Source organism: Pseudomonas sp. 14A (assembly GCF_018132745.1).
Taxonomy (GTDB): domain Bacteria; phylum Pseudomonadota; class Gammaproteobacteria; order Pseudomonadales; family Pseudomonadaceae; genus Aquipseudomonas; species Aquipseudomonas mercuritolerans.
This window is the reverse complement of record NZ_JAGRQJ010000013.1, coordinates 71,818-91,557: the sequence shown is the minus strand read 5'-3', so window position 1 is coordinate 91,557 and position 19,740 is coordinate 71,818. Positions and strand designations below refer to the sequence as shown.

At 60.8% G+C, this 19,740-nt stretch carries 19 protein-coding genes and 1 riboswitch; of the genes, 5 read left to right on the top strand and 14 right to left on the bottom strand.

Annotated features, from left to right (window positions below; translation table 11 throughout):
• Positions 1 to 7: 7 nt before the first annotated feature.
• A riboswitch (cobalamin riboswitch) is annotated at positions 8 to 202 on the bottom strand.
• Positions 203 to 411: 209 nt separating this feature from the next.
• Both PS14A_RS14105 and map read left to right on the top strand, forming a co-directional pair.
• The gene (locus PS14A_RS14105) at positions 412 to 639 is read left to right on the top strand and encodes a ParD-like family protein (protein ID WP_007918027.1); all 228 of its coding nucleotides are present in this window, start codon (positions 412 to 414) and stop codon (positions 637 to 639) included.
• On the top strand, positions 636 to 1,427 hold the full coding sequence (map, locus tag PS14A_RS14100; RefSeq protein ID WP_024013195.1) for a type I methionyl aminopeptidase: 792 nt from the start codon (positions 636 to 638) through the stop codon (positions 1,425 to 1,427). Before PS14A_RS14105 ends, map begins: the two co-directional genes overlap by 4 nt.
• Before the next feature lie 204 nt (positions 1,428 to 1,631).
• Here the strand turns inward: map and PS14A_RS14095 are convergent, their stop codons facing one another.
• From PS14A_RS14095 to ribBA, 5 genes are all read right to left on the bottom strand, one after another.
• Positions 1,632 to 2,786, bottom strand: coding sequence for an ABC transporter ATP-binding protein (locus PS14A_RS14095; protein WP_071172706.1), 1,155 nt, complete (start codon positions 2,784 to 2,786; stop codon positions 1,632 to 1,634).
• 17 nt (positions 2,787 to 2,803) lie between these two features.
• Complete coding sequence (locus PS14A_RS14090) at positions 2,804 to 3,613, bottom strand: ABC transporter permease (RefSeq protein ID WP_007918021.1); 810 nt, start codon at positions 3,611 to 3,613, stop codon at positions 2,804 to 2,806.
• 6 nt (positions 3,614 to 3,619) lie between these two features.
• Positions 3,620 to 4,528 (bottom strand): ABC transporter permease, encoded by a 909-nt coding sequence (locus PS14A_RS14085; RefSeq protein ID WP_212616570.1) that lies wholly within the window; start codon positions 4,526 to 4,528, stop codon positions 3,620 to 3,622.
• Complete coding sequence (locus tag PS14A_RS14080) at positions 4,525 to 5,550, bottom strand: ABC transporter substrate-binding protein (RefSeq protein WP_122602413.1); 1,026 nt, start codon at positions 5,548 to 5,550, stop codon at positions 4,525 to 4,527. The genes PS14A_RS14085 and PS14A_RS14080 overlap by 4 nt, the downstream gene beginning before the upstream one ends.
• A gap of 376 nt (positions 5,551 to 5,926) precedes the next feature.
• The gene (gene ribBA / locus PS14A_RS14075) at positions 5,927 to 7,036 is read right to left on the bottom strand and encodes a bifunctional 3,4-dihydroxy-2-butanone-4-phosphate synthase/GTP cyclohydrolase II (protein WP_212616524.1); all 1,110 of its coding nucleotides are present in this window, start codon (positions 7,034 to 7,036) and stop codon (positions 5,927 to 5,929) included.
• Positions 7,037 to 7,104: 68 nt separating this feature from the next.
• On the opposite strand from ribBA, the gene PS14A_RS14070 reads away from it, so the two are divergent.
• Positions 7,105 to 7,401, top strand: coding sequence for a DUF1330 domain-containing protein (locus PS14A_RS14070; RefSeq protein WP_137214971.1), 297 nt, complete (start codon positions 7,105 to 7,107; stop codon positions 7,399 to 7,401).
• Positions 7,402 to 7,527: 126 nt separating this feature from the next.
• Here PS14A_RS14070 and PS14A_RS14065 read toward each other — a convergent pair whose 3' ends face one another.
• From PS14A_RS14065 to PS14A_RS14035, 7 genes are all read right to left on the bottom strand, one after another.
• Complete coding sequence (locus PS14A_RS14065) at positions 7,528 to 8,091, bottom strand: NUDIX hydrolase (RefSeq protein WP_212616523.1); 564 nt, start codon at positions 8,089 to 8,091, stop codon at positions 7,528 to 7,530.
• 1 nt (position 8,092) lies between these two features.
• Positions 8,093 to 8,857, bottom strand: a complete 765-nt coding sequence (locus PS14A_RS14060) for a GntR family transcriptional regulator (RefSeq protein WP_016775014.1) — start codon at positions 8,855 to 8,857, stop codon at positions 8,093 to 8,095.
• A gap of 57 nt (positions 8,858 to 8,914) precedes the next feature.
• Positions 8,915 to 9,304 (bottom strand): carboxymuconolactone decarboxylase family protein, encoded by a 390-nt coding sequence (locus tag PS14A_RS14055; RefSeq protein ID WP_007968634.1) that lies wholly within the window; start codon positions 9,302 to 9,304, stop codon positions 8,915 to 8,917.
• A gap of 136 nt (positions 9,305 to 9,440) precedes the next feature.
• On the bottom strand, positions 9,441 to 9,926 hold the full coding sequence (locus PS14A_RS14050; RefSeq protein ID WP_071172702.1) for a flavin reductase family protein: 486 nt from the start codon (positions 9,924 to 9,926) through the stop codon (positions 9,441 to 9,443).
• A 12-nt stretch (positions 9,927 to 9,938) separates the two neighbouring features.
• Positions 9,939 to 11,420 carry an aldehyde dehydrogenase gene (locus PS14A_RS14045; protein ID WP_125927343.1) on the bottom strand — a complete coding sequence of 494 codons (1,482 nt, stop codon included), beginning with the start codon at positions 11,418 to 11,420 and terminating at the stop codon, positions 9,939 to 9,941.
• On the bottom strand, positions 11,417 to 12,250 hold the full coding sequence (locus tag PS14A_RS14040; RefSeq protein ID WP_212616522.1) for an alpha/beta fold hydrolase: 834 nt from the start codon (positions 12,248 to 12,250) through the stop codon (positions 11,417 to 11,419). The genes PS14A_RS14045 and PS14A_RS14040 overlap by 4 nt, the downstream gene beginning before the upstream one ends.
• Before the next feature lie 32 nt (positions 12,251 to 12,282).
• Positions 12,283 to 12,873, bottom strand: coding sequence for an amino acid synthesis family protein (locus tag PS14A_RS14035; protein ID WP_007968626.1), 591 nt, complete (start codon positions 12,871 to 12,873; stop codon positions 12,283 to 12,285).
• A 462-nt stretch (positions 12,874 to 13,335) separates the two neighbouring features.
• Here PS14A_RS14035 and PS14A_RS14030 point away from each other — a divergent pair, with 462 nt between their 5' ends.
• Together PS14A_RS14030 and PS14A_RS14025 are read left to right on the top strand one after the other, a co-directional pair.
• Positions 13,336 to 14,379, top strand: a complete 1,044-nt coding sequence (locus PS14A_RS14030; RefSeq protein WP_212616521.1) for a YCF48-related protein — start codon at positions 13,336 to 13,338, stop codon at positions 14,377 to 14,379.
• Entirely contained in the window at positions 14,376 to 16,760 is a 2,385-nt protein-coding gene (locus tag PS14A_RS14025) for an RND family transporter (RefSeq protein WP_137214977.1), read from the top strand. Before PS14A_RS14030 ends, PS14A_RS14025 begins: the two co-directional genes overlap by 4 nt.
• Before the next feature lie 307 nt (positions 16,761 to 17,067).
• Here the strand turns inward: PS14A_RS14025 and PS14A_RS14020 are convergent, their stop codons facing one another.
• On the bottom strand, positions 17,068 to 17,787 hold the full coding sequence (locus PS14A_RS14020) for a FadR/GntR family transcriptional regulator (protein ID WP_024013185.1): 720 nt from the start codon (positions 17,785 to 17,787) through the stop codon (positions 17,068 to 17,070).
• A gap of 187 nt (positions 17,788 to 17,974) precedes the next feature.
• Positions 17,975 to 19,711, bottom strand: a complete 1,737-nt coding sequence (locus PS14A_RS14015) for an IlvD/Edd family dehydratase (protein ID WP_212616520.1) — start codon at positions 19,709 to 19,711, stop codon at positions 17,975 to 17,977.
• Positions 19,712 to 19,740: the final 29 nt, after the last annotated feature.

Below are 19,740 nucleotides of genomic sequence, written 5' to 3'. Positions count from 1 at the left end.
CCGCCGGTTAGTCAGTCACTGTGCCGGCAGGTCTCCTGACTGATGCGTCATCGCCACGCTCCGGCCTTCCCGGGATTCACCCAGTGGCAGTCGAGGAGCAGGCTCGGCACCTACAGTTGCGGGGGCAGTTCCGATTGATGCTGTGCAAGCATTTCGGATTCCCTATTAATTCCGTGTGGAAACCGGCGCGGGCATGGTAGTCGATCAGGCCGCTCAAGTGGAGCCGAATCTGCCTTTGTAGGAGCTGCCGAAGGCTGCGATCTTTTGATCTGGTCTTTAACGTGCAAGATCAAAAGATCGCAGCCTTCGGCAGCTCCTACACGGGCGCATGTTTCCGTGGAGGAGCGTTTGCAATCCGGGGGTAAGCTTGGCTAATATACGATCCATATACACATCGTATCGGATTCATATATGGGCATCGTAAAGATTTCAGAGGACATGCACGAGAATCTGCGCATCTCCAGCAACGCCCTCAGCCGCTCGATCAACGCGCAGGCCGAGCACTGGATGCGCATCGGCATGCTCGCCGAGCTGCATCCCAACCTCGACCACAGCGCCATTTGCCGCCTGCTGATCCGCGCCGAACAGAACGGCGGACTGGATCTGCAACAACTGACTCAGGAAGCCGTCAGCGCATGAGAAACCAGATCAAGATCAACACGCCGGCCGACATCGAAAAATCCCGCGCCGCCGGCAAGCTCGCCGCTGAAGTACTGGCGATGCTGGTGCCGCATGTGAAGGCCGGGGTGACCACCGATGAGCTGGACCGGTTGTGCAACGATTACATCGTCAATGTGCAGAAAGCCGTGCCGGCCAACGTCGGTTATCACGGCTTTCCGAAAACCGTCTGCGCGTCGGTCAACGATGTGGTGTGCCACGGCATTCCATCGGGTACGCCACTGAAGGACGGCGACATCGTCAATCTCGACATCGCCGTGATCAAGGATGGCTGGTTCGGTGATACCAGCCGCATGTACGTCGTGGGTGAGGCGAGCCCCGAGGCGCAGCACCTGATCAAGACCACTTACGATGCAATGTGCGCGGGCATTCGCGCGGTGAAACCGGGCGCAACGCTGGGGGATATCGGTCATGCGATCCAGAGCCTGGCGGAGGCGGAGGGCTTCAGCGTGGTACGCGAATACTGCGGCCACGGCATCGGCAAGGTCTATCACGACGAACCGCAAATCCTGCATTACGGCTTTCCCAATCAAGGGCTGAAGCTCAAGGCCGGGATGATTTTCACCGTGGAACCGATGCTCAATGCCGGCAAACGCCATGTGAAGAACATGCCGGATGGCTGGACGGTGCTGACCAAGGATGGCTCCTTGTCGGCGCAGTGGGAGCATATGGTCGCGGTGACGGAGAGCGGGTTTGAAGTGCTGACGGCTTGGCCGGATGAGATTGAAGGGTACCGGGCCATTGGCTAATACCGTGTCGCCTGCTTGCCCTCACCCTAGCCCTCTCCCAATGGGAGAGGGGACTGACCGAGGTGTTGTTGCAAGATACGCCGACGTGCGATATCGAGTCGAACTTACATTTTGAACAGCATGAAGATCGGCTCCCTTTCCCCCTCGCCCCCCGTGGGGGGAGAGGGCTGGGGTGAGGGGGTAGATCCAACTGACTCAGCGCAATCAGTGAGCACCGGCAGCCTTGTTCAAATCGCTCTCGGTCCATTCGGTATAAACACAAGCATCCGCCGTCGCCCAGCGCACCCGGACCGGATCGCCAGCCTTGAGCGGCATGCCGGCGGCGGACAAAGCCTTCACCGTCATCGAAGTACCGCCCGCAGTGACCACGCTGCACGTCTGGCTCTCACCCAGAAACAGCACCTCCACAACATTCGCCGACACCTCATTCCAGCCCGCCGCCAGCGGCTCATCCAGCGCCTGCTGCGTGCTCAGCGCCAAGGCCTTTTCCGGACGCACCATCAGCAGCACATCCTGATCAGTGTGCAACCCGGACGTCAGCCGAATCGACAATGACTGTCCCTCGAAACTCGCTGCCGCATTGCCTTGCGCCTTGAGCTTGAGGAAGTTCGAATTGCCCAGAAACGACGCAACAAACGCATTCGGCGGATTCTGGTAAAGGTCGTAACCACTGCCCAGGCCAACGATTTTGCCGTGGCTGAAAATCGCGATGCGTTGCGACAGCCGCATGGCTTCTTCCTGGTCGTGGGTCACGTACACGATGGTGATGCCCAGGCGCCGGTGCAGCTGGCGCAGTTCATCCTGCAAGTCCTCGCGCAGCTTCTTGTCCAGCGCGCCCAATGGTTCATCCATCAGCAGAATGCGTGGTTCGTAAACCAGCGCCCGGGCGATGGCGACACGCTGTTGCTGACCACCAGACAGTTGCGAAGGGCGGCGATGGGCGAACTGTTCGAGCTGCACCAGTTTCAACATCGCATCGACGCGCTTTTCGCGCTCGGCCGCAGCCAGTTTGCGAATGGCCAGAGGGAAGGCGATGTTGTCGCGCACCGACAGATGCGGGAACAGCGAGTAACGCTGAAAGACCATGCCGATGTCGCGCTTGTGCGGCGGCACATTGACCAGCGACTGGCCGTTGACGAGGATCTCGCCGCTGCTCGGTGTTTCGAAACCGGCGAGCATCGACAGCGTCGTACTCTTGCCCGAGCCGCTGGAGCCGAGAAAGGTCAGGAATTCGCCGTCCTTGATGTCCAGCGAGATATTGTCGACGGCAGCGAAATCGCCGTAGTGCTTGTTCAGGTTGCGCAGGCTGACCAGGGGTTTGTCGTTCTGCTGGGATGCGTCTTTGATCACGGCACTCATGTCGTACTCCTGGGCGCTCAGGCGCTGATTTCGTTGCGCCGGCGCAGGGCGGCGGCGATCACCATGACCAATACCGACAGGCCGATCAGCAGCGTCGAAGCGACGGCGATCACCGGGGTCAGGTCCTGGCGCAGGGTGGTCCACATTTTCACGGGAAGGGTTTGCAGAGTAGGGCTTGCCATCATCACGCTGAGCACCACTTCGTCCCACGAAACGAGGAAGGCGAAGAGGGCGCCGGCGACCATCCCCGGACGAATCGCCGGGAACGTCACCTTGAACACCGCTTGCAAGCGCGAGGCACCGCAAATCACCGCCGCGTCTTCAATCGACTGATCGAACAGCTTCAGCGAGTTGATGATCGAGATGATGGTGAACGGCAGCGCGACGATCACGTGGCTGACGACGAAAGCGAACATCGTCCCGGTGTAGCCGAGCTTGAGAAACAGCGCGTACACCGCCACGGCGATGATCACCAGCGGCACGATCATCGGCAGGGTGAACAGGCCGTAGAGCATCTCGCGGCCGGGAAAACGCCCGCGCACCAGCGCAAACGCGGTCGGTAAACCGAGGGCCACGGCGCAGATCGTGGTCAGCACGGCGACCTTGAGGCTGGCCGCAGCGGCGTTCATCCAGTCGGGGTTGGAGAAGAACTGGCCGTACCATTTCAGCGTCCAGCCCGGTGGCGGGAACACCAGCCACTGCGAGGAGCCGAACGACAGCAGCACGATGAACACGATCGGCAACAGCAGGAACAAACCGATCAGTCCAGTAGTCGCGTAGAGGCCGAAACGCATGCGCCGGCTCATGGCATTTGGGGTCAGGAGCATGTCGGCTTACCTCGCGTTACTGGCGCCAACCGGGGATTCCGGTTGAAGCTTCAGGTAGAAGTAGAACAGCACCAGGGTGATTGCGATCAGCAACGCGGCGCCGGCACTGGCCAGGCCCCAGTTGAGGAACGATTGCACCTGCTGAATGATGAACTCCGGCAGCATCATGTTCTGCGCCCCGCCGAGCAGTGCCGGGGTGACGTAATAACCGAGCGACATCACGAACACCATCAAACCACCTGAGGCCAGACCCGGCCGGCACAGCGGCAGGAACACCCGGAAGAAGTTGGTCCACGGACTGGCGCCGCAGATCGAGCCGGCCTGCAGGATCATCGGGTCGATGGCCTGCATGGTTGCTTGTAACGGCAGCACGATGAACGGGATCATGATGTAGCTCATGCCGATCACCACGCCGGTCAGGTTGTGCACCATCTCCAGCGGTTGATCGATGATGCCCATGGCGATTAACGCCTTGTTGATCACCCCCGAGGCTTGCAGCAACACCAGCCACGAATAGGTACGGGCGAGCAGGCTGGTCCACATCGACAGCAGCACGATGTTGAGGATCCAGCGCCCCCAGCCGCGCGGCACCAGGGTGATCGCCCAGGCCAGCGGAAAGCCCAGCAGCAGGCTGAACAGCGTCACCAGCCCGGCCACCGAAAAGGTGTTGAGCAGCACTCGCGCATAGGCCGAGTTGGCGAACAGTTGTTCGTAGTTGCCCAGGCCAGGCACAGGTTCGAGCACACCGCGCAACAGCAGGCCAATCAACGGCGCGAGAAAGAACAGGCCGAGGAACAGCAGCGCCGGGACGAGGTTGCCGGCGCCGCGCCAGCGTTGCTTGAAGGCCGAACCGGCAGCGCCGGCGGCGCTCCCGGTGGCAGTTGAAGGACGGGGCGCAGTGGCCGCGATTTTCATTTGACCAGCCATTCGTTCCACCGTGTCGCGATAGCCGGACCGTTCTTGGCCCAGTAAGCGAAATCAAGGGTGATCTGATCCTTGGCGTAAGCCGTCGGCAGGTTGGGGGCCAGCGTCGAATCCAGACGCTCCACACTGTCGAGGTTGACCGGCGCGTAGGCGGTCAGGTTGGAGAAGTCGGCCTGGCCTTTGGCGCTGCTGGCATTGGCGAGGAACTTCATCGCCGCGTCCTTGTTTTTCGAGCCTTTGGGGATGACCAGAATGTCGGCCATGACCAGGTTCTGTTTCCAGCTCACGCCGACCGGTGCGCCGTCTTCCTGCAAAGCGTGCACCCGACCGTTCCAGAACTGGCCCATGCTCGCTTCGCCGGACGCCAGCAGTTGCTGCGACTGCGCGCCGCCGCCCCACCAGACGATGTCTTTCTTGATGGTGTCGAGTTTCTTGAAGGCGCGATCCAGATCCAGCGGGTAGAGCTTGTCAGCCGCAACGCCGTCGGCCAGCAGCGCCAGTTCGAGCACGCCGGGGCTTGGCCATTTGTACAGGGCGCGTTTGCCGGGGTAGGTCTTGGTGTCGAACAGCGCGCTCCAGTCCTGCGGCTTGTTGGCGCCCAGCTTGCCCTCGTTGTAGCCGAGGACGAAGGAGAAGAAGAACGAGCCGACGCCGTGGTCGCTGACGAAGCGCGGGTCGATTTTGTCGCGTTGAATGACTTTGAAGTCGAGGGGTTCGAGCAGGCCTTCGGCAGCGGCGCGCAGGGCGAAATCGGCTTCGACATCGACCACGTCCCACTGAACGTTGCCGCTTTCGACCATGGCTTTTAGTTTGCCGTAGTCGGTGGGGCCGTCCTGGACGACGGTGATGCCGCTGGCCTTGCTGAACGGATCGGCCCAGGCCTGTTTCTGCGCATCCTGGGTGCTACCGCCCCAGCTGACAAAATTCACGCTTTCGGCAGCCATTGCAGCCTGGCCGGTAACGCTGAGCAGTCCCGCGAAAAAGATCGCGGTTGCAGCTTTGTTCAACACCATGTTCACGCCCTCATTGTTGTGTTTTTGAGCGGGCCTTGCGTTGTTGCCCGCCTGTCGGGAGCAGTAGCTGGACGGTTTTTCAGGTCGTCCGGTCTATGGAATATCATATTATGGTATTCCAAACTTTGTGCAAGCACTTTGCCTTACCGGTTATCTGGCAGGTTGGTTTTTTTGAGCCGTTCGGCCTGAGATATTTTGTGAATGTGAGATCCAGCCCCTCACCCCAGCCCTCTCCCAATGGGAGAGGGGGATAGGGAGCCGATTTTTGTGCTGTTCAAAATTTGAGTTCGACTCGGTATCTCAGGTCGATGTATAGCGACCGGTCAACGCGGTCGGCTCCCTCTCCCTCTGGGAGAGGGCTGGGGTGAGGGCGGCGTCATTCAGTGAACGGAATGCTCTCAACCACCTCAAGGTCATACCCGGTCAACCCCGCATACTTCAGCGGTGGGCCGAGGTGGCGCAACTTGCCCACTCCAAGGTTCTGCAGAATCTGCGCCCCAGTCCCGACCTCGGAATAAATCCGCGATTGCGAACGGCTGAACTGCCGTGGCGGCTGGGTCAGCTGCGGCACGCGTTCGAGCAACGCCTGCGACGATTCATGATTGGCCAGCACCACCACAACCCCATGACCTTCCGCCGCGACCCGTTGCAGCGCCGCCCACAGCGTCCAGTTCGTTGGCCCGCTGTACTCGGCGCCGACCAGGTCGCGCAGCGGATCGATCACATGCACACGCACCAGCGTCGGCTCTTCACGGCGCAAGTCGCCCATGACCATCGCCATGTGCACGCCGCCTTCGATGCGATCCTCGAAAGTGATCAAACGGAACGTGCCATGCACCGTCGGCAGCTCACGTTCACCGATGCGTTCGATGGTGTGTTCGGTGCTCAGGCGATAGTGGATCAGGTCGGCAATGGTGCCGATCTTGATCCCGTGCTTGCGCGCGAACTGCTCCAGATCCGGGCGGCGCGCCATGGTGCCGTCGTCGTTCATCACTTCGACAATCACCGAGGCCGGGGTGAAACCGGCCAGACGCGCCAGATCGCAACCGGCCTCGGTGTGCCCGGCGCGGGTCAGCACGCCACCTTCCTTGGCGCGCAGCGGGAAGATGTGGCCGGGCTGCACCAGGTCTTCGGCGCGGGCATTCGGCGCGACGGCGGCGGCAACGGTGCAGGCCCGGTCGGCGGCAGAAATGCCGGTAGTCACGCCGACCGCCGCTTCGATCGACACGGTAAATGCAGTGCTGAACACGCTGCCGTTGGTGGGTACCATTTGCTCAAGGCCCAAGCGCTGACAATGTTCGTCGGTCAGGGTCAGGCAGATCAGCCCGCGTGCCTCGCGGGCCATGAAGCTGATAGCCTCCGGTGTGCAACGATCAGCGGCCAGCAGCAGGTCGCCTTCGTTCTCGCGGTCTTCGTCATCGACCAGCAGGACCATTTTGCCGAGGCGATAATCTTCGATGATTTCTTCGATGCTGTTGAAGGCCATGCTGGACTCTCAGGGTTCGTTGGAAATATATTGGTATACCATAATACAAAATCAACAAAGAGGTCACTATGAAGGCGTACTGGATTGCACATGTGGATATAGCCGATGCCGAGCACTACAGCCAATACACCCAGCGCACCCCGCAGGCGATTGCTGCTTTCGGCGGCAAGTTTCTGGCCAGAGGCGGGCGCAGCGAAGCGATGGAAGGACGGCAGACGCCACAGCGCACCGTGATCATCGAGTTTGAAAGCTACGAAACAGCCGTGGCGTGCTACCACTCGGCGGCGTATCAGGAGGCGAAGAGTTATCGCGAGGAATGGGCGAAGGCGGAGATCATTATCGTCGAGGGCGTTGCCCCGAACTGAGCCACACCACCATCCTGTGGGAGCGAGCCTGCTCGCGAATGCGTTCGAACATTCAACATTTGTATTGACTGACACGACGCCTTCGCGAGCAGGCTCGCTCCCACAGGTTTTGTGTTCAGGCAAATGTCAGCGCATGAAATGAATCTTGCCGCTGTCATCATTCCCCATGTAAATCCCGTAGACCCCAGCCTGGCGCTCTTCGATATAGCGCTCGAGAATCTGCCGGATCGCCGGGTAGTAGATCTGCTCCCACGGAATCTCCTCAGGGGCGAAGAACTTGTAATCCATGGTTTCCGGCCCGTACTGCCCGGTGATCTTTAGGGCGATGGCGCGGAAGATGATGTACACCTCGCTGATCTTCGGCACGCTGAAAATCGAATACGGCGAGACGATTTCCGCACGCACGCCGCTTTCTTCCCAGACTTCGCGCAGCGCCGCCTGTTCGGTGGTCTCACCGCTTTCCATGAAACCGGCCGGCAGCGTCCAGGTGCCCGGGCGTGGTGGGATCGCCCGTTGGCACAAGAGGTATTTGCCGTCCTGCTCGATGATGCAGCCGGCAATGATCTTCGGATTGACGTAGTGGATATAGCCGCAGCCGCGGCACATCAGGCGCTCGTGCGTATCGCCCGGCGGCGTCTGCTGACCGAGGTCAGGGCCACCGCATTTCGGGCAAAAGCTCGGGCTGAACATGTCATTGACCTATGCGGGGTTCTTTCAGCGCGATCGGCAGGGTGATCGCCGGGGTACCTTTGACGGCGACGCCTGTCTCTTCCTGCTTGCGCTTGAGGTAATCGAGGGCCACGGCGGCGGCCGCGCGGACGTGATCGACACAGGCCTGATGCGCCGCCAGCGGATCGCCGCTCTTGATCGCCTCGACCATTTTTTCCATCTCGTGATTACTCGCGCCGCGTCGGTTTTCCTGGGAGACCGAGGTCGCGCGCAGATAGCTGATGCGCGCCTGCAACTGACGCAATTGCGTGGCGGCGACATGGTTGCCCGAGCCTTCGAGCAGCACGTCGTAGAAGCCCTGCACCGAGTCGATGACCTGTTGCAGCTCGCCGTCCTTCAACGCTTTGCGGTTGTCATCGAGGGCTTTTTCCAGGGCTTTGATGTCCTTGGCTTTGGCGCGCAGGGTGAACAGCTGGACGATCAGGCCTTCGAGCACACAACGCAGTTCGTAGATATCGACGGCGTCGTCGAGGGTGATGATGGCTACGCGCGGGCCTTTGGCGTCGGCGAATTCGACCAGACCTTCGGATTCAAGGTGGCGCAGAGCTTCGCGCACCGAAGTGCGGCTGACGCCGAGGCGATCGCAGAGGTCGCGTTCGACCAGACGATCACCTGGCATGAGCTGGAAATTCATGATCGCGCTACGCAGTTTGTCCAGCACGATTTCGCGCAGGGTAACGGGGTTGCGATTGACCTTGAAGCTGTCGTCGAGTGGCTGGCGTTTCATGGGGTCCGCTCTTGAGCTTGGCTGTCCATGCCAGACGGGCATCAAAACAGCCGAGGGTTAACTGGAGGCCTCGGCGTCGGCTTCGGCAAAGGCTTCACGGGCCAGCCGGAAACTGTCCACGGCCGCCGGAACGCCGCAATAAATGCCGACCTGAAGCAGAATTTCGCGTATTTGCTCACGACTCAGGCCGTTACGCAAGGCGCCGCGCACATGCAGCTTGAGTTCATGCGGGCGGTTGAGCGCCGAGATCATCGCCAGGTTGATCATGCTGCGCTCCTTGAGCGACAGACCCTCACGCCCCCAGACATGGCCCCAGCAGTATTCGGTGACCATTTCCTGCAGCGGGCGGGTGAAGTCGTCGGCGTTCTCGATCGAGCGCTGAACATAGGCTTCGCCCAATACCTGGGTGCGGATTTTCAGACCTTTTTCATACTTCTCGTTACTCATCATTCCTCCAATCCACAGGTGTTCCCTGTGGGAGCGAGCCTGCTCGCGAAGGCGTCGTGTCAGTCGATGCAAATGTTGAATGATCGACCGCTTTCGCGAGCAGGCTCGCTCCCACATTGGCAATCGTGTCTGGCTGTCAGGCCAGAGTCGGCAACGGGCCGAGCTTGCCCTTGTGATAAATCATCGGCGTCACCGGTTGCTCGGGCAGGATCAGGTTCTTCACTGCGCCGACAATGATCGCGTGATCGCCGCCGTCGTATTCACGCCACAACTCGCACTCGATGATCGCCGTGGCCTTGGCCAGAATCGGGTTGCCCAGGTCGCTCAGGTGCCACTCGATGCCCTTGGCCTTTTCCTTGCCCTTACCGGCGAACGCGTAGGCTTCGGCGGTCTGCTCGGCGGAGAGCAAATGGATCGCGAATTTCTTGCTGTCGCGCAGCACCGGGTAGGTGTCGGACGCATAGTTGGGGCAGAACAGCACCAGCGCCGGGTCGATCGACAGCGCGCTGAACGCGCTGGCGGTGATACCGACGATGCCACCGTCAGGGTCGAGGGTGGTGACCACCGTGACGCCGGACGGGAACGAGCTCATGACGTCTTTGTAAATGCCGGGTTCGATCATTTCGCAGGACTCCTAGCGCATCACAAACGGATCAGGCATTGGCGCCTGGGAGAGGTTGATCCACACCGTTTTCAGTTCGGTGTAGGCCAGCACCGAATCGATGCCGCTTTCGCGTCCATAGCCACTGTTCTTGAAGCCGCCGATCGGCGCCATCGCCGACACCGCACGGTAAGTGTTGACCCAGATGATCCCCGAGCGCACATCGCGGGCCAGACGATGGGCGCGACCGAGGTCGCGGGTCCAGATGCCGGCGGCGAGGCCGAACTGTGAGTCGTTGGCGATCGCCAGCGCTTCGGCTTCGTCTTTGAAACGAATCACCGAAGCCACCGGGCCGAACACTTCTTCCTGCATGATCTTCATCGAATTGCGATCGCATTCGAAGAGCGTCGGCTCGTAGAACCAGCCTTCGCCGAGATCCGCCGGACGCTTGCCACCGGTGCGCAAACGCGCGCCTTCGGCGATCGCATCGGCGACCAGACCTTCGACCACCGCCAGTTGCTGCGCGGTGGCCATCGGCCCCATTTCACTGTTGTCTTCCTGTGGGTTGCCGATGCGGATGCGCTGGGCGCGCTCGACCAGACGATTGACGAATTCGTCGTAGATTTCGTCCTGCACCAGCAAGCGCGAACCAGACACGCAACTCTGCCCGGACGCCGCGTAGATGCCGGCAATCGCACCGTTAATTGCACTGTCCAGATCGGCGTCGGCGAAGATGATATTCGGCGACTTGCCGCCCAGCTCCAGCGAAAGCTTGGCGAAATTCTCGGCGCTGCTGCGCACTACATGCCGCGCCGTGGCCGCGCCGCCGGTGAAGGCGATCTTGCGGATCAGCGGATGGCGGGTGAGGGCGGCGCCGGTGCTCGGGCCGTAACCGGTAACGACGTTGACCACGCCCGGCGGAATCCCGGCTTCGAGGGCCAAGCGTGCGAGCTCGAGAATGGTCGCCGAGGCGTGCTCGGACGGCTTGATCACTATGGTGTTACCAGCGGCGAGGGCCGGGGCCAGTTTGATTGCGGTCAGGTACAGCGGGCTGTTCCACGGAATGATCGCGGCGACCACACCCATGGCTTCGTGCACGGTGTAGGCAAACAGGTCAGGCTTGTCCAGCGGCAGGGTGCCGCCTTCCAGTTTGTCAGCGAGGCCTGCGGTGTAGTGGAAGAACTCCGGCAGATAGCTGACCTGGCCACGGGTTTCGCGGATCAGCTTGCCGTTGTCGCGGCTTTCCAGCTGCGCCAGGTGTTCCTTGTTTTCTGCGATCAGATCACCGAGGCGGCGCAGCAGTTTGCCTCGCGCGGTGGCGGTCAGACCGCGCCACGCCGGGCTGTCAAAAGCAGTTTGCGCCGCTTGCACGGCGCGTTCGACGTCCGCTTCATCGGCGTCGGGCAGTTCCGCCCAGGCTTGCGCGGAGGCCGGGTTGAGGCTTTCGAAGGTCTTGCCGGAGAGGGCGTCGACCCAGTCTCCGCCGATGCACATCTGGAAGCGTGCGAGTGTCATGCAACGATCCCCTTTATATGGTTTTGTCGGGAGTGTGCGAACTGAAGGAATTCCAGCAGCATCTGGTTGACCAGACGCGGCGACTCTACCGGCATCATATGCCGTTGCTCGGGCAGCACGGCAACCTTCGCACCGGGGATGCGCCGGGCCAGTTGCTCGGCCATTTCCGGGGTCGAGCCGGGGTCGAGTTCGCCGGTGGCGATCAGCGTCGGCGCCTGAATGCTGCTCAGGTCGTCGGCGCGGTACATGTCCTGGGTGGCGAACAATTCGTAGGTGGTCAGGTAGCCCTGCGGATCGTTGTTGGCCAAGGTCTGGCGCAACGCGGCGATCTGCGCCGGATTGGCCGCCTGATATTCACGGCTGAACCAGCGTGACAGGGCGGCTTCGGCATTGGCGTCCGGGCCGTGTTCGGCAGCCTGCGCAGTGCGCGCAATCACGCCGGCACGCTGTTCTTCGCTGCGGTTGAACACACTGTTCAACACCACCAGACTTTGCAGGCGCTCCGGGTAATGCAGGGCGAAGGCCCGCGCGACCAGACCGCCCATGGAGAAACCGATCACCGCTGCCTGCAGCACGTTCAAGTGATCGAGCAGCTCGAGCAACTGATCGGCGTAACCGAGCAGGTCGGTGCCGCTGGCCGGGCGCGGGCTGGCGCCGTGGCCGAGCATGTCGTAGGCGATCACCTGGTATTGGCTGGCGAGGCCGACAATCTGCCCGCCCCACATTTCTTTGTTCAGGCCCACGCCGTGGATCAAGACCACGGGCTGGCCTTGGCCGGTCGCCAGGTAACTGGTGCCAGCCGGGGTGAGTTCAGCGGTGAGCCGAATCATGGAGCGCTCCTGCAATGCCTTTCTTGTTGTGATTACTGGGCTTTTTCGGCGGCCAGTTCTTCCAGATCGATGTAGCGGTTGCCGATGCGCGGGTGCAGGCGGCCACCGTCGGCGCAACCCAGCACGACGACGATTTCGTCGGCACGCGGCGCGTCTTCGATCTGCATTTCCAGGGTGATGTAGTGCGAACGCAGGCCTTCGTCGTCCTTGTGCATCATCGGGATCTGAATCGACGTGCCCGGACCGCCGCGCTTGTTGGTGAAGCTCAGGTAGCTCTTGGCTTTCACCGCTTCGCGATAGTGGTTACCGAAGCGCAGGGTGTGGATCACCGCCGACGCGTGCTCGATTTCGCCATCAGCGCCGACTACGGCCGCTTTGCCGTAGGCCTCGATTTTCTCGGCACCGCCGATGATTCCGACCAGGCGTTCGACCATCATTGCGCCGAGGTCGGAGCAGTTGGCGCGGATCTGCGGCTTGAGGTCTTCGACAAAACCGTTGCCCACCCACGGGTTCTTCATCACCACGGCGAGGCCGACCATGGTCACCGGCTTGTCAGTAGCCTTGCCGCCTTCGATGAAGGTTTCTTCGACATAGCTGACGATCTTGCGAATTTCGAAACTCATGAGCTGCTCCGTTGGGGGATTGAGAGTGTCTGTGCGTCTGATGGTATACCATAATACCGATCCTGCAAGTCCCCTTCGCAAGATTTGCCGTATCCATCCGGCGAATGGCCCTGCATTCACTGACAACTACAAATACCAAGACCACCCCTAACCCCTGTGGGAGCGAGCCTGCTCGCGAAAGCGGTGGGTCAGCCAATAAACAGGGTGACTGGTACATCGCATTCGCGAGCAGGCTCGCTCCCACAGGGAAAATGATTGGTTACAGAGGGCCGCTTTCGGTTAACAAAAGATAACGTGGCGCCGATTGTCAGACATTTGCAAAGCCCGATAGGATGAGCCAGCTTCCGAAGGGGCTCTGGATTGCGGGTTTCAGGATGATGCTTCTGATCTGCCACTAGCCGAGCACCCTTGCGGCGCCCTTGAAGGCCCGATGGCCCAACAATAATAAATAGGGGAAGGTCTATGAGTCGTTGCCGCCCGCCGGCGTTACGCAACACCGCGTTGCTGGCCACAGCACTCTCACTGCTGGGCTTTGCCACGTTATCGGCACCTGTGATTGCCGCCGAGGCCCCGGCTGACGTGGTTTATGCCACCGAATCGGGCAAGGCCGCGAAAAGCCTGATTCTCGATGTCGTCCATGCCGGCGCGCGTCTTGTCGCGGTCGGCGATCGGGGGCACATCGTCTATTCCGATGACCAGGGCAAGACCTGGACCCAGGCCAAGGTGCCAACCCGGCAACTGCTCACCGCCGTGTATTTCGTCGACGACAAAAACGGCTGGGCCGTGGGCCACGACGCGCAGATTCTCGCCAGTGCAGACGGCGGTCTGACCTGGACCAAACAATTCGAAGACCTCGCACGCGAATCGCCGCTGCTCGACGTCTGGTTCAAGGACGCCAGCAGCGGTTTTGCCGTGGGCGCCTACGGCACGCTGCTGGAAACCACCGACGGCGGCAAAAACTGGGAAGACGTCAGCGATCGCCTCGACAACGAAGACCAGTTCCACCTCAACGCCATCGCCGCCGTGAAAGACGCCGGGCTGTTCATCGTCGGCGAGTCCGGCAGCATGTTCCGCTCCGCCGATGACGGCCAGACCTGGGAAAAGCTTGAAGGCCCGTACGAAGGTTCACTGTTCGGCGTGATCGGCACGGCGCAGCCGCAAACCCTGCTGGCGTACGGCTTGCGCGGCAATCTTTATCGCTCCACTGATTTCGGCAGCAACTGGGAGCAGGTCGAACTCAAAGCCGCACGCGGTGCGCTGGAGTTCGGCCTGTCCGGCGGCACGCTGCTGGAAGACGGCTCGATCGTCATCGTCGGCAACGGCGGCTCGGTGATCAGCAGCAGCGACAACGGCGAAACCTTCAGCGTGTTCAACCGCCCGGATCGCATTTCGCTGTCGTCGGTCACCGCCGCCGGCAACGGCAACCTGATTCTGACCGGGCAGGGTGGCTTGCACATCACCCAGCCAAACGGTGCCGAGACCAATAACAAGAAGGCGGGGCTATGACTTCCTTGATCACTCCTCAGCAGGAAAAGGCGACGGTTCTCGAGCGCCTGATCTTCAACAACCGTCCGGCCGTGATCCTGATCTGCCTGGTGGTGAGCATTTTCCTGTTCTGGCAGGCCACGCTGATTCGGCCGTCGACCAGTTTTGAAAAAATGATCCCGCTGCAGCATCCCTTCATCGAAAAGATGATGGAGCACCGCAACGATCTGGCGAACCTGGGCAACACCGTGCGTATTTCGGTGGAAGCCACCGACGGCGACATCTTCTCCAAGGAGTACATGGAGACCCTGCGCCAGATCAACGACGAAGTGTTCTACATTTCCGGCGTCGATCGTTCCGGCCTCAAATCCCTGTGGAGCCCGAGCGTACGCTGGACCGAAGTGACCGAAGAGGGTTTCGCCGGCGGTGAAGTGATTCCGCAGAGCTACAACGGCTCGCAGGACAGCCTCGATCTGCTGCGCAACAACGTGCTCAAGTCCGGCCAGGTCGGGCGTCTGGTGGCCAACGACTTCAAGTCGAGCATCGTCGACATCCCGCTGCTGGAGGCCTATCCGGACCCGCAGGATCAGGGCAAGTTGCTGGCGCTGGACTATCGCCAGTTCTCCCATGAGCTCGAAGACAAGATCCGCAACAAGTTCGAAGCGCAGAACCCCAACATCAAGATCCACATCGTCGGTTTCGCCAAGAAGGTCGGTGACCTGATCGACGGTCTGGTGATGGTGGTGCTGTTCTTCGGTGTCGCCTTTGTCATCACCCTGATCCTGCTGCTGTGGTTCACCAACTGCCTGCGCAGCACCATCGCGGTGTTGAGCACGACGCTGGTGGCGGTGGTCTGGCAACTCGGATTGATGCACTTCTTCGGCTTCGGCCTCGACCCGTATTCGATGCTGGTGCCGTTCCTTATTTTCGCCATCGGCATTTCCCACGGTGTGCAGAAGATCAACGGTATCGCCCTGCAATCCAGCGAGGCCGATAACGCCCTCACGGCTGCACGACGCACCTTCCGCCAGTTGTTCCTGCCGGGGATGATCGCGATTCTGGCCGATGCGGTGGGCTTCATTACCCTGCTGATCATCGACATCGGCGTGATCCGTGAACTGGCGATCGGCGCGTCTATCGGCGTTGCGGTGATCGTGTTCACCAACCTGATCCTGCTGCCGGTGGCGATTTCCTATGTCGGCATCAGCAAGCGCGCGATTGCCAAGAGCAAGAAAGATGCGAACCGCGAACACCCGTTCTGGCGTCTGCTGTCGAACTTCGCCAGCCCGAAAGTTGCGCCGATTTCGGTAGCGTTGGCGCTGATCGCCTTCGGTGGCGGCCTCTGGTACAGCCAGAACCTGAAGATCGGCGACCTCGACCAGGGCGCGCCGGAACTGCGTCCGGACTCGCGTTACAACAAGGACAATAACTTCATCATCAGCAACTACTCGACCAGCTCCGACGTGCTGGTGGTGATGGTCAAGACCAAGGCCGAAGGCTGCTCGCGTTACGAAGCCATGGCGCCGATCGATCAGCTGATGTGGAAGATGCAGAACACCGAGGGCGTACAGTCGGCGATCTCGCTGGTGACCGTGTCCAAGCAGATGATCAAGGGCATGAACGAGGGCAACCTGAAATGGGAAACCCTGTCGCGCAATCCGGACGTGCTGAACAACTCGATCGCCCGTGCCGACGGCCTGTACAACAACAGTTGCTCGCTGGCGCCGGTGCTGGTGTTCCTCAACGACCACAAGGCCGAAACCCTCGACCGTGCGGTGAGTGCGGTGCAGGAATTCGCCAAGGAAAACAACAAGGACGGCCTCGAATTCATCCTCGCCGCCGGTAACGCCGGGATCGAAGCAGCCACCAACGAAGTCATCAAACAGGCTGAGCTGACCATCCTGATTCTGGTGTATATCTGCGTGGCGGTGATGTGCATGATCACCTTCCGCTCATGGGCGGCAACCCTGTGCATCGTCTTGCCGCTGGTACTGACCTCGGTCCTCGGCAACGCGCTGATGGCGTTCATGGGCATCGGCGTGAAAGTCGCGACGCTGCCGGTGGTGGCGCTGGGTGTGGGGATCGGCGTCGACTACGGCATCTACATCTACAGCCGTCTGGAAAGTTTCCTGCGTGCCGGGCTGCCGTTGCAGGAAGCCTATTACCAGACGCTGAAGTCGACGGGTAAAGCAGTGCTGTTCACCGGCCTGTGCCTGGCGATCGGCGTGTGCACCTGGATCTTCTCGGCGATCAAGTTCCAGGCCGACATGGGTCTGATGCTGACCTTCATGCTGCTGTGGAACATGTTCGGTGCGCTGTGGCTGCTGCCGGCGCTGGCCAAGTTCCTGATCAAGCCTGAAAAGCTGGCAGGGCAGAAGGGCAACTCGTTGTTTGCCCACTGATCTGACAGGCTGAAACGATAAAGCCGCAACCTTTGGGGGTTGCGGCTTTTTTTGTGCTTCAAGATCAAGAGCCCCTCACCCTAGCCCTCTCCCGGAGGGAGAGGGGACTGACCGCGGTGTCTCTCGCCATACACCGACCTGAAAGATCGGGTCGATTATGGATTCAAAGCAAATCACTGGACCTGCAATACCAAGCGATGTTGGATTCAGCGCAAATCGTTCAAGTCGGCGTAAATCTCAAATATCCCCCAATCGGTCCCCTCTACCTCTGGGAGAGGGCTAGGGTGAGGGCAAGCGGTCTCAAGCCCTAAGAAAGCTCTGCGCCAAGCACAACACTCAACGCACTACGCGCATCATCCAGCTGCACCAACGTGGCATGCCGGGCCCCCAAGGCATCGCGGTTCTCGATGGCGGTCAGAATCGCCTTGTGCCTCGGCAACGCCAGTTCATGCAGATTCGGCCGTTGATTGGAATGCTTCAACGCCTCGGCAATCGCTACCGCCAACATGTTGCACAGGTTCGCCAGCAGGTCGTTGTGCGTCGCATCGGCGATGCGGCTGTGGAAGTCCAGGTCCGGCTGCAACAGCGCTTCCGGAGTCGGCGCGGCTTCCATGCGTTGATAGGCTTCGTTGATCGCGGCGATGTCGGCATCGGTTGCATGCTGGGCGGCGAGGGCGGCGGCTGCCGGTTCGATGATGCTGCGCACGCTGGTCAGCACGTTGAAGAATTCATTCTGTGGGCTGCTCTGCATCAGCCAGTGCAGCACGTCCGGGTCGAGCATGTGCCATTCGCGGCGGGCCTTGACCACTGTGCCGACGCGCGGTTTGGAATACACCAGCCCCTTGGCCACCAGCACTCGAGTCGCTTCGCGCAACACCGGCCGACTGACCGCGTACTCCTCGCAAAGCAGGGCTTCGGCGGGCAGTTTGTCGTCGGGCAAAAAGCGTCCGGAGACGATCTGCATGCCCAGTTCCTGGACGATGCGCGAATGCATGCTTTTACGGTCGGAAGGTTTGCGGTAATCCATGGGGAGTGGCGCGATCCTGAGCGATGGAGATGCCGCGCATCATAGCAGGCACGGCACAGATTTGAGGCGATACGCAAAAGCAACTGTGGGAGCGAGCCTGCTCGCGAAGGCGGCATATCAGTCAAATAGATGTCGACTGACACTCCCTCTTCGCGAGCAGGCTCGCTCCCACCGGGGAATTGCGCTTTTAGTGAGAGTGACGCGGAACCTCAGCGCCTCGGCAACCGACGAGGAAGTCAAAGTCGCAACCCTGATCCGCCTGCAGCACGTGATCGATGTATAGCTGACGATAACCGCCCACCAGCAACTGCTGCGGTGCTTGCAGATCAGCCATACGCGCGGCCAGTTCAGCATCCGGAATGTCCAGATGCAAACGGCCGCTGGCGCAATCGAGCTCGATCCAGTCGCCTTCCTTTACCGCCGCCAAAGGCCCGCCCGCTGCGGCTTCCGGGGCAACGTGCAAAACCACTGTGCCATACGCCGTACCGCTCATTCGTGCATCGGAAATACGCACCATGTCGGTCACGCCTTCTGCCAGCAGCTTGGCCGGCAGGCCCATGTTGCCGACTTCAGCCATGCCCGGATAACCCTTCGGCCCGCAGTTTTTCATCACCAGAATCGAATCCTTATCGACGTCCAGCTCCGGATCGTTGATCCGCGCCTTGTACATGTCGAAGTTCTCGAACACCACCGCGCGACCGCGATGCTGCATCAGTTCAGCGCTAGCGGCGGACGGCTTGAGCACCGCGCCCAGTGGCGCCAGATTGCCGCGCAACACGCAGATGCCGCCGTCAGCGCGAATCGGATTGTCGAGGGTGCGGATCACTTCGTCTTCGCCATAGATCGGTGCGTCCTTAGTGTTCTCGCCGATGGATTTGCCGTTGACCGTCAGTGCATTCGGGTTGGGGATCAGATTGGCTTCACCCAGGCGGCGCAGCACCGCTGGCAAGCCACCGGCGTAGTAGAACTCTTCCATCAGGAAGCGCCCGGACGGTTGCAGGTCGACGATGGTCGGCATGCCGCGACCGATGCGGGTCCAGTCGTCCAGATCGAGCTCGACGCCGATGCGCCCGGCGATGGCTTTCAAGTGGATCACGGCGTTGGTCGAACCGCCGATGGCAGCGTTGACACGAATAGCGTTTTCGAAGGCTTCCTTGGTGAGAATCTTCGACAGTTTCAGGTCTTCACGCACCATCTCCACCGCACGCATGCCGGACATGTGCGCCAGCACATAACGCCGCGCATCTACGGCCGGAATCGCCGCGTTGTGCGGCAGCGAAGTGCCCAGCGCTTCAGCCATGCACGCCATGGTCGACGCGGTGCCCATGGTGTTGCAGGTGCCCGCCGAACGCGACATGCCGCCCTCGGCTGCGAGGAAGTCATCGATGGTGATGGTGCCGGCCTTGACCTGTTCGCTGAGCTGCCAGACCACGGTGCCGGAACCGATGTCCTTGCCCTTGTGCTTGCCGTTGAGCATCGGCCCGCCGGTGACGACGATGGCTGGCACGTCGCAACTGGCCGCGCCCATCAGCAGTGCTGGAGTGGTTTTGTCGCAACCGGTCAGCAGCACCACGCCGTCGATCGGGTTGCCGCGAATCGCTTCCTCAACGTCCATGCTCGCCAGGTTGCGGGTGAGCATGGCAGTCGGGCGCAGGTTCGATTCGCCATTGGAGAACACCGGGAATTCCACCGGAAAACCACCGGCCTCGATCACCCCGCGTTTGACGTGCTCCGCGATCTGGCGGAAGTGCGCGTTGCACGGGGTCAGTTCCGACCAGGTATTGCAGATGCCGATGATCGGCTTGCCGTGGAACTGATGGTCGGCGATGCCCTGATTCTTCATCCAGCTGCGGTACATGAAGCCGTTCTTGTCGGCCGTGCCAAACCATTGGGCGGAGCGCAGGGTGGGTTTCTTATCAGACATGATCGATTCTCTTATTGTAAGACTATTGT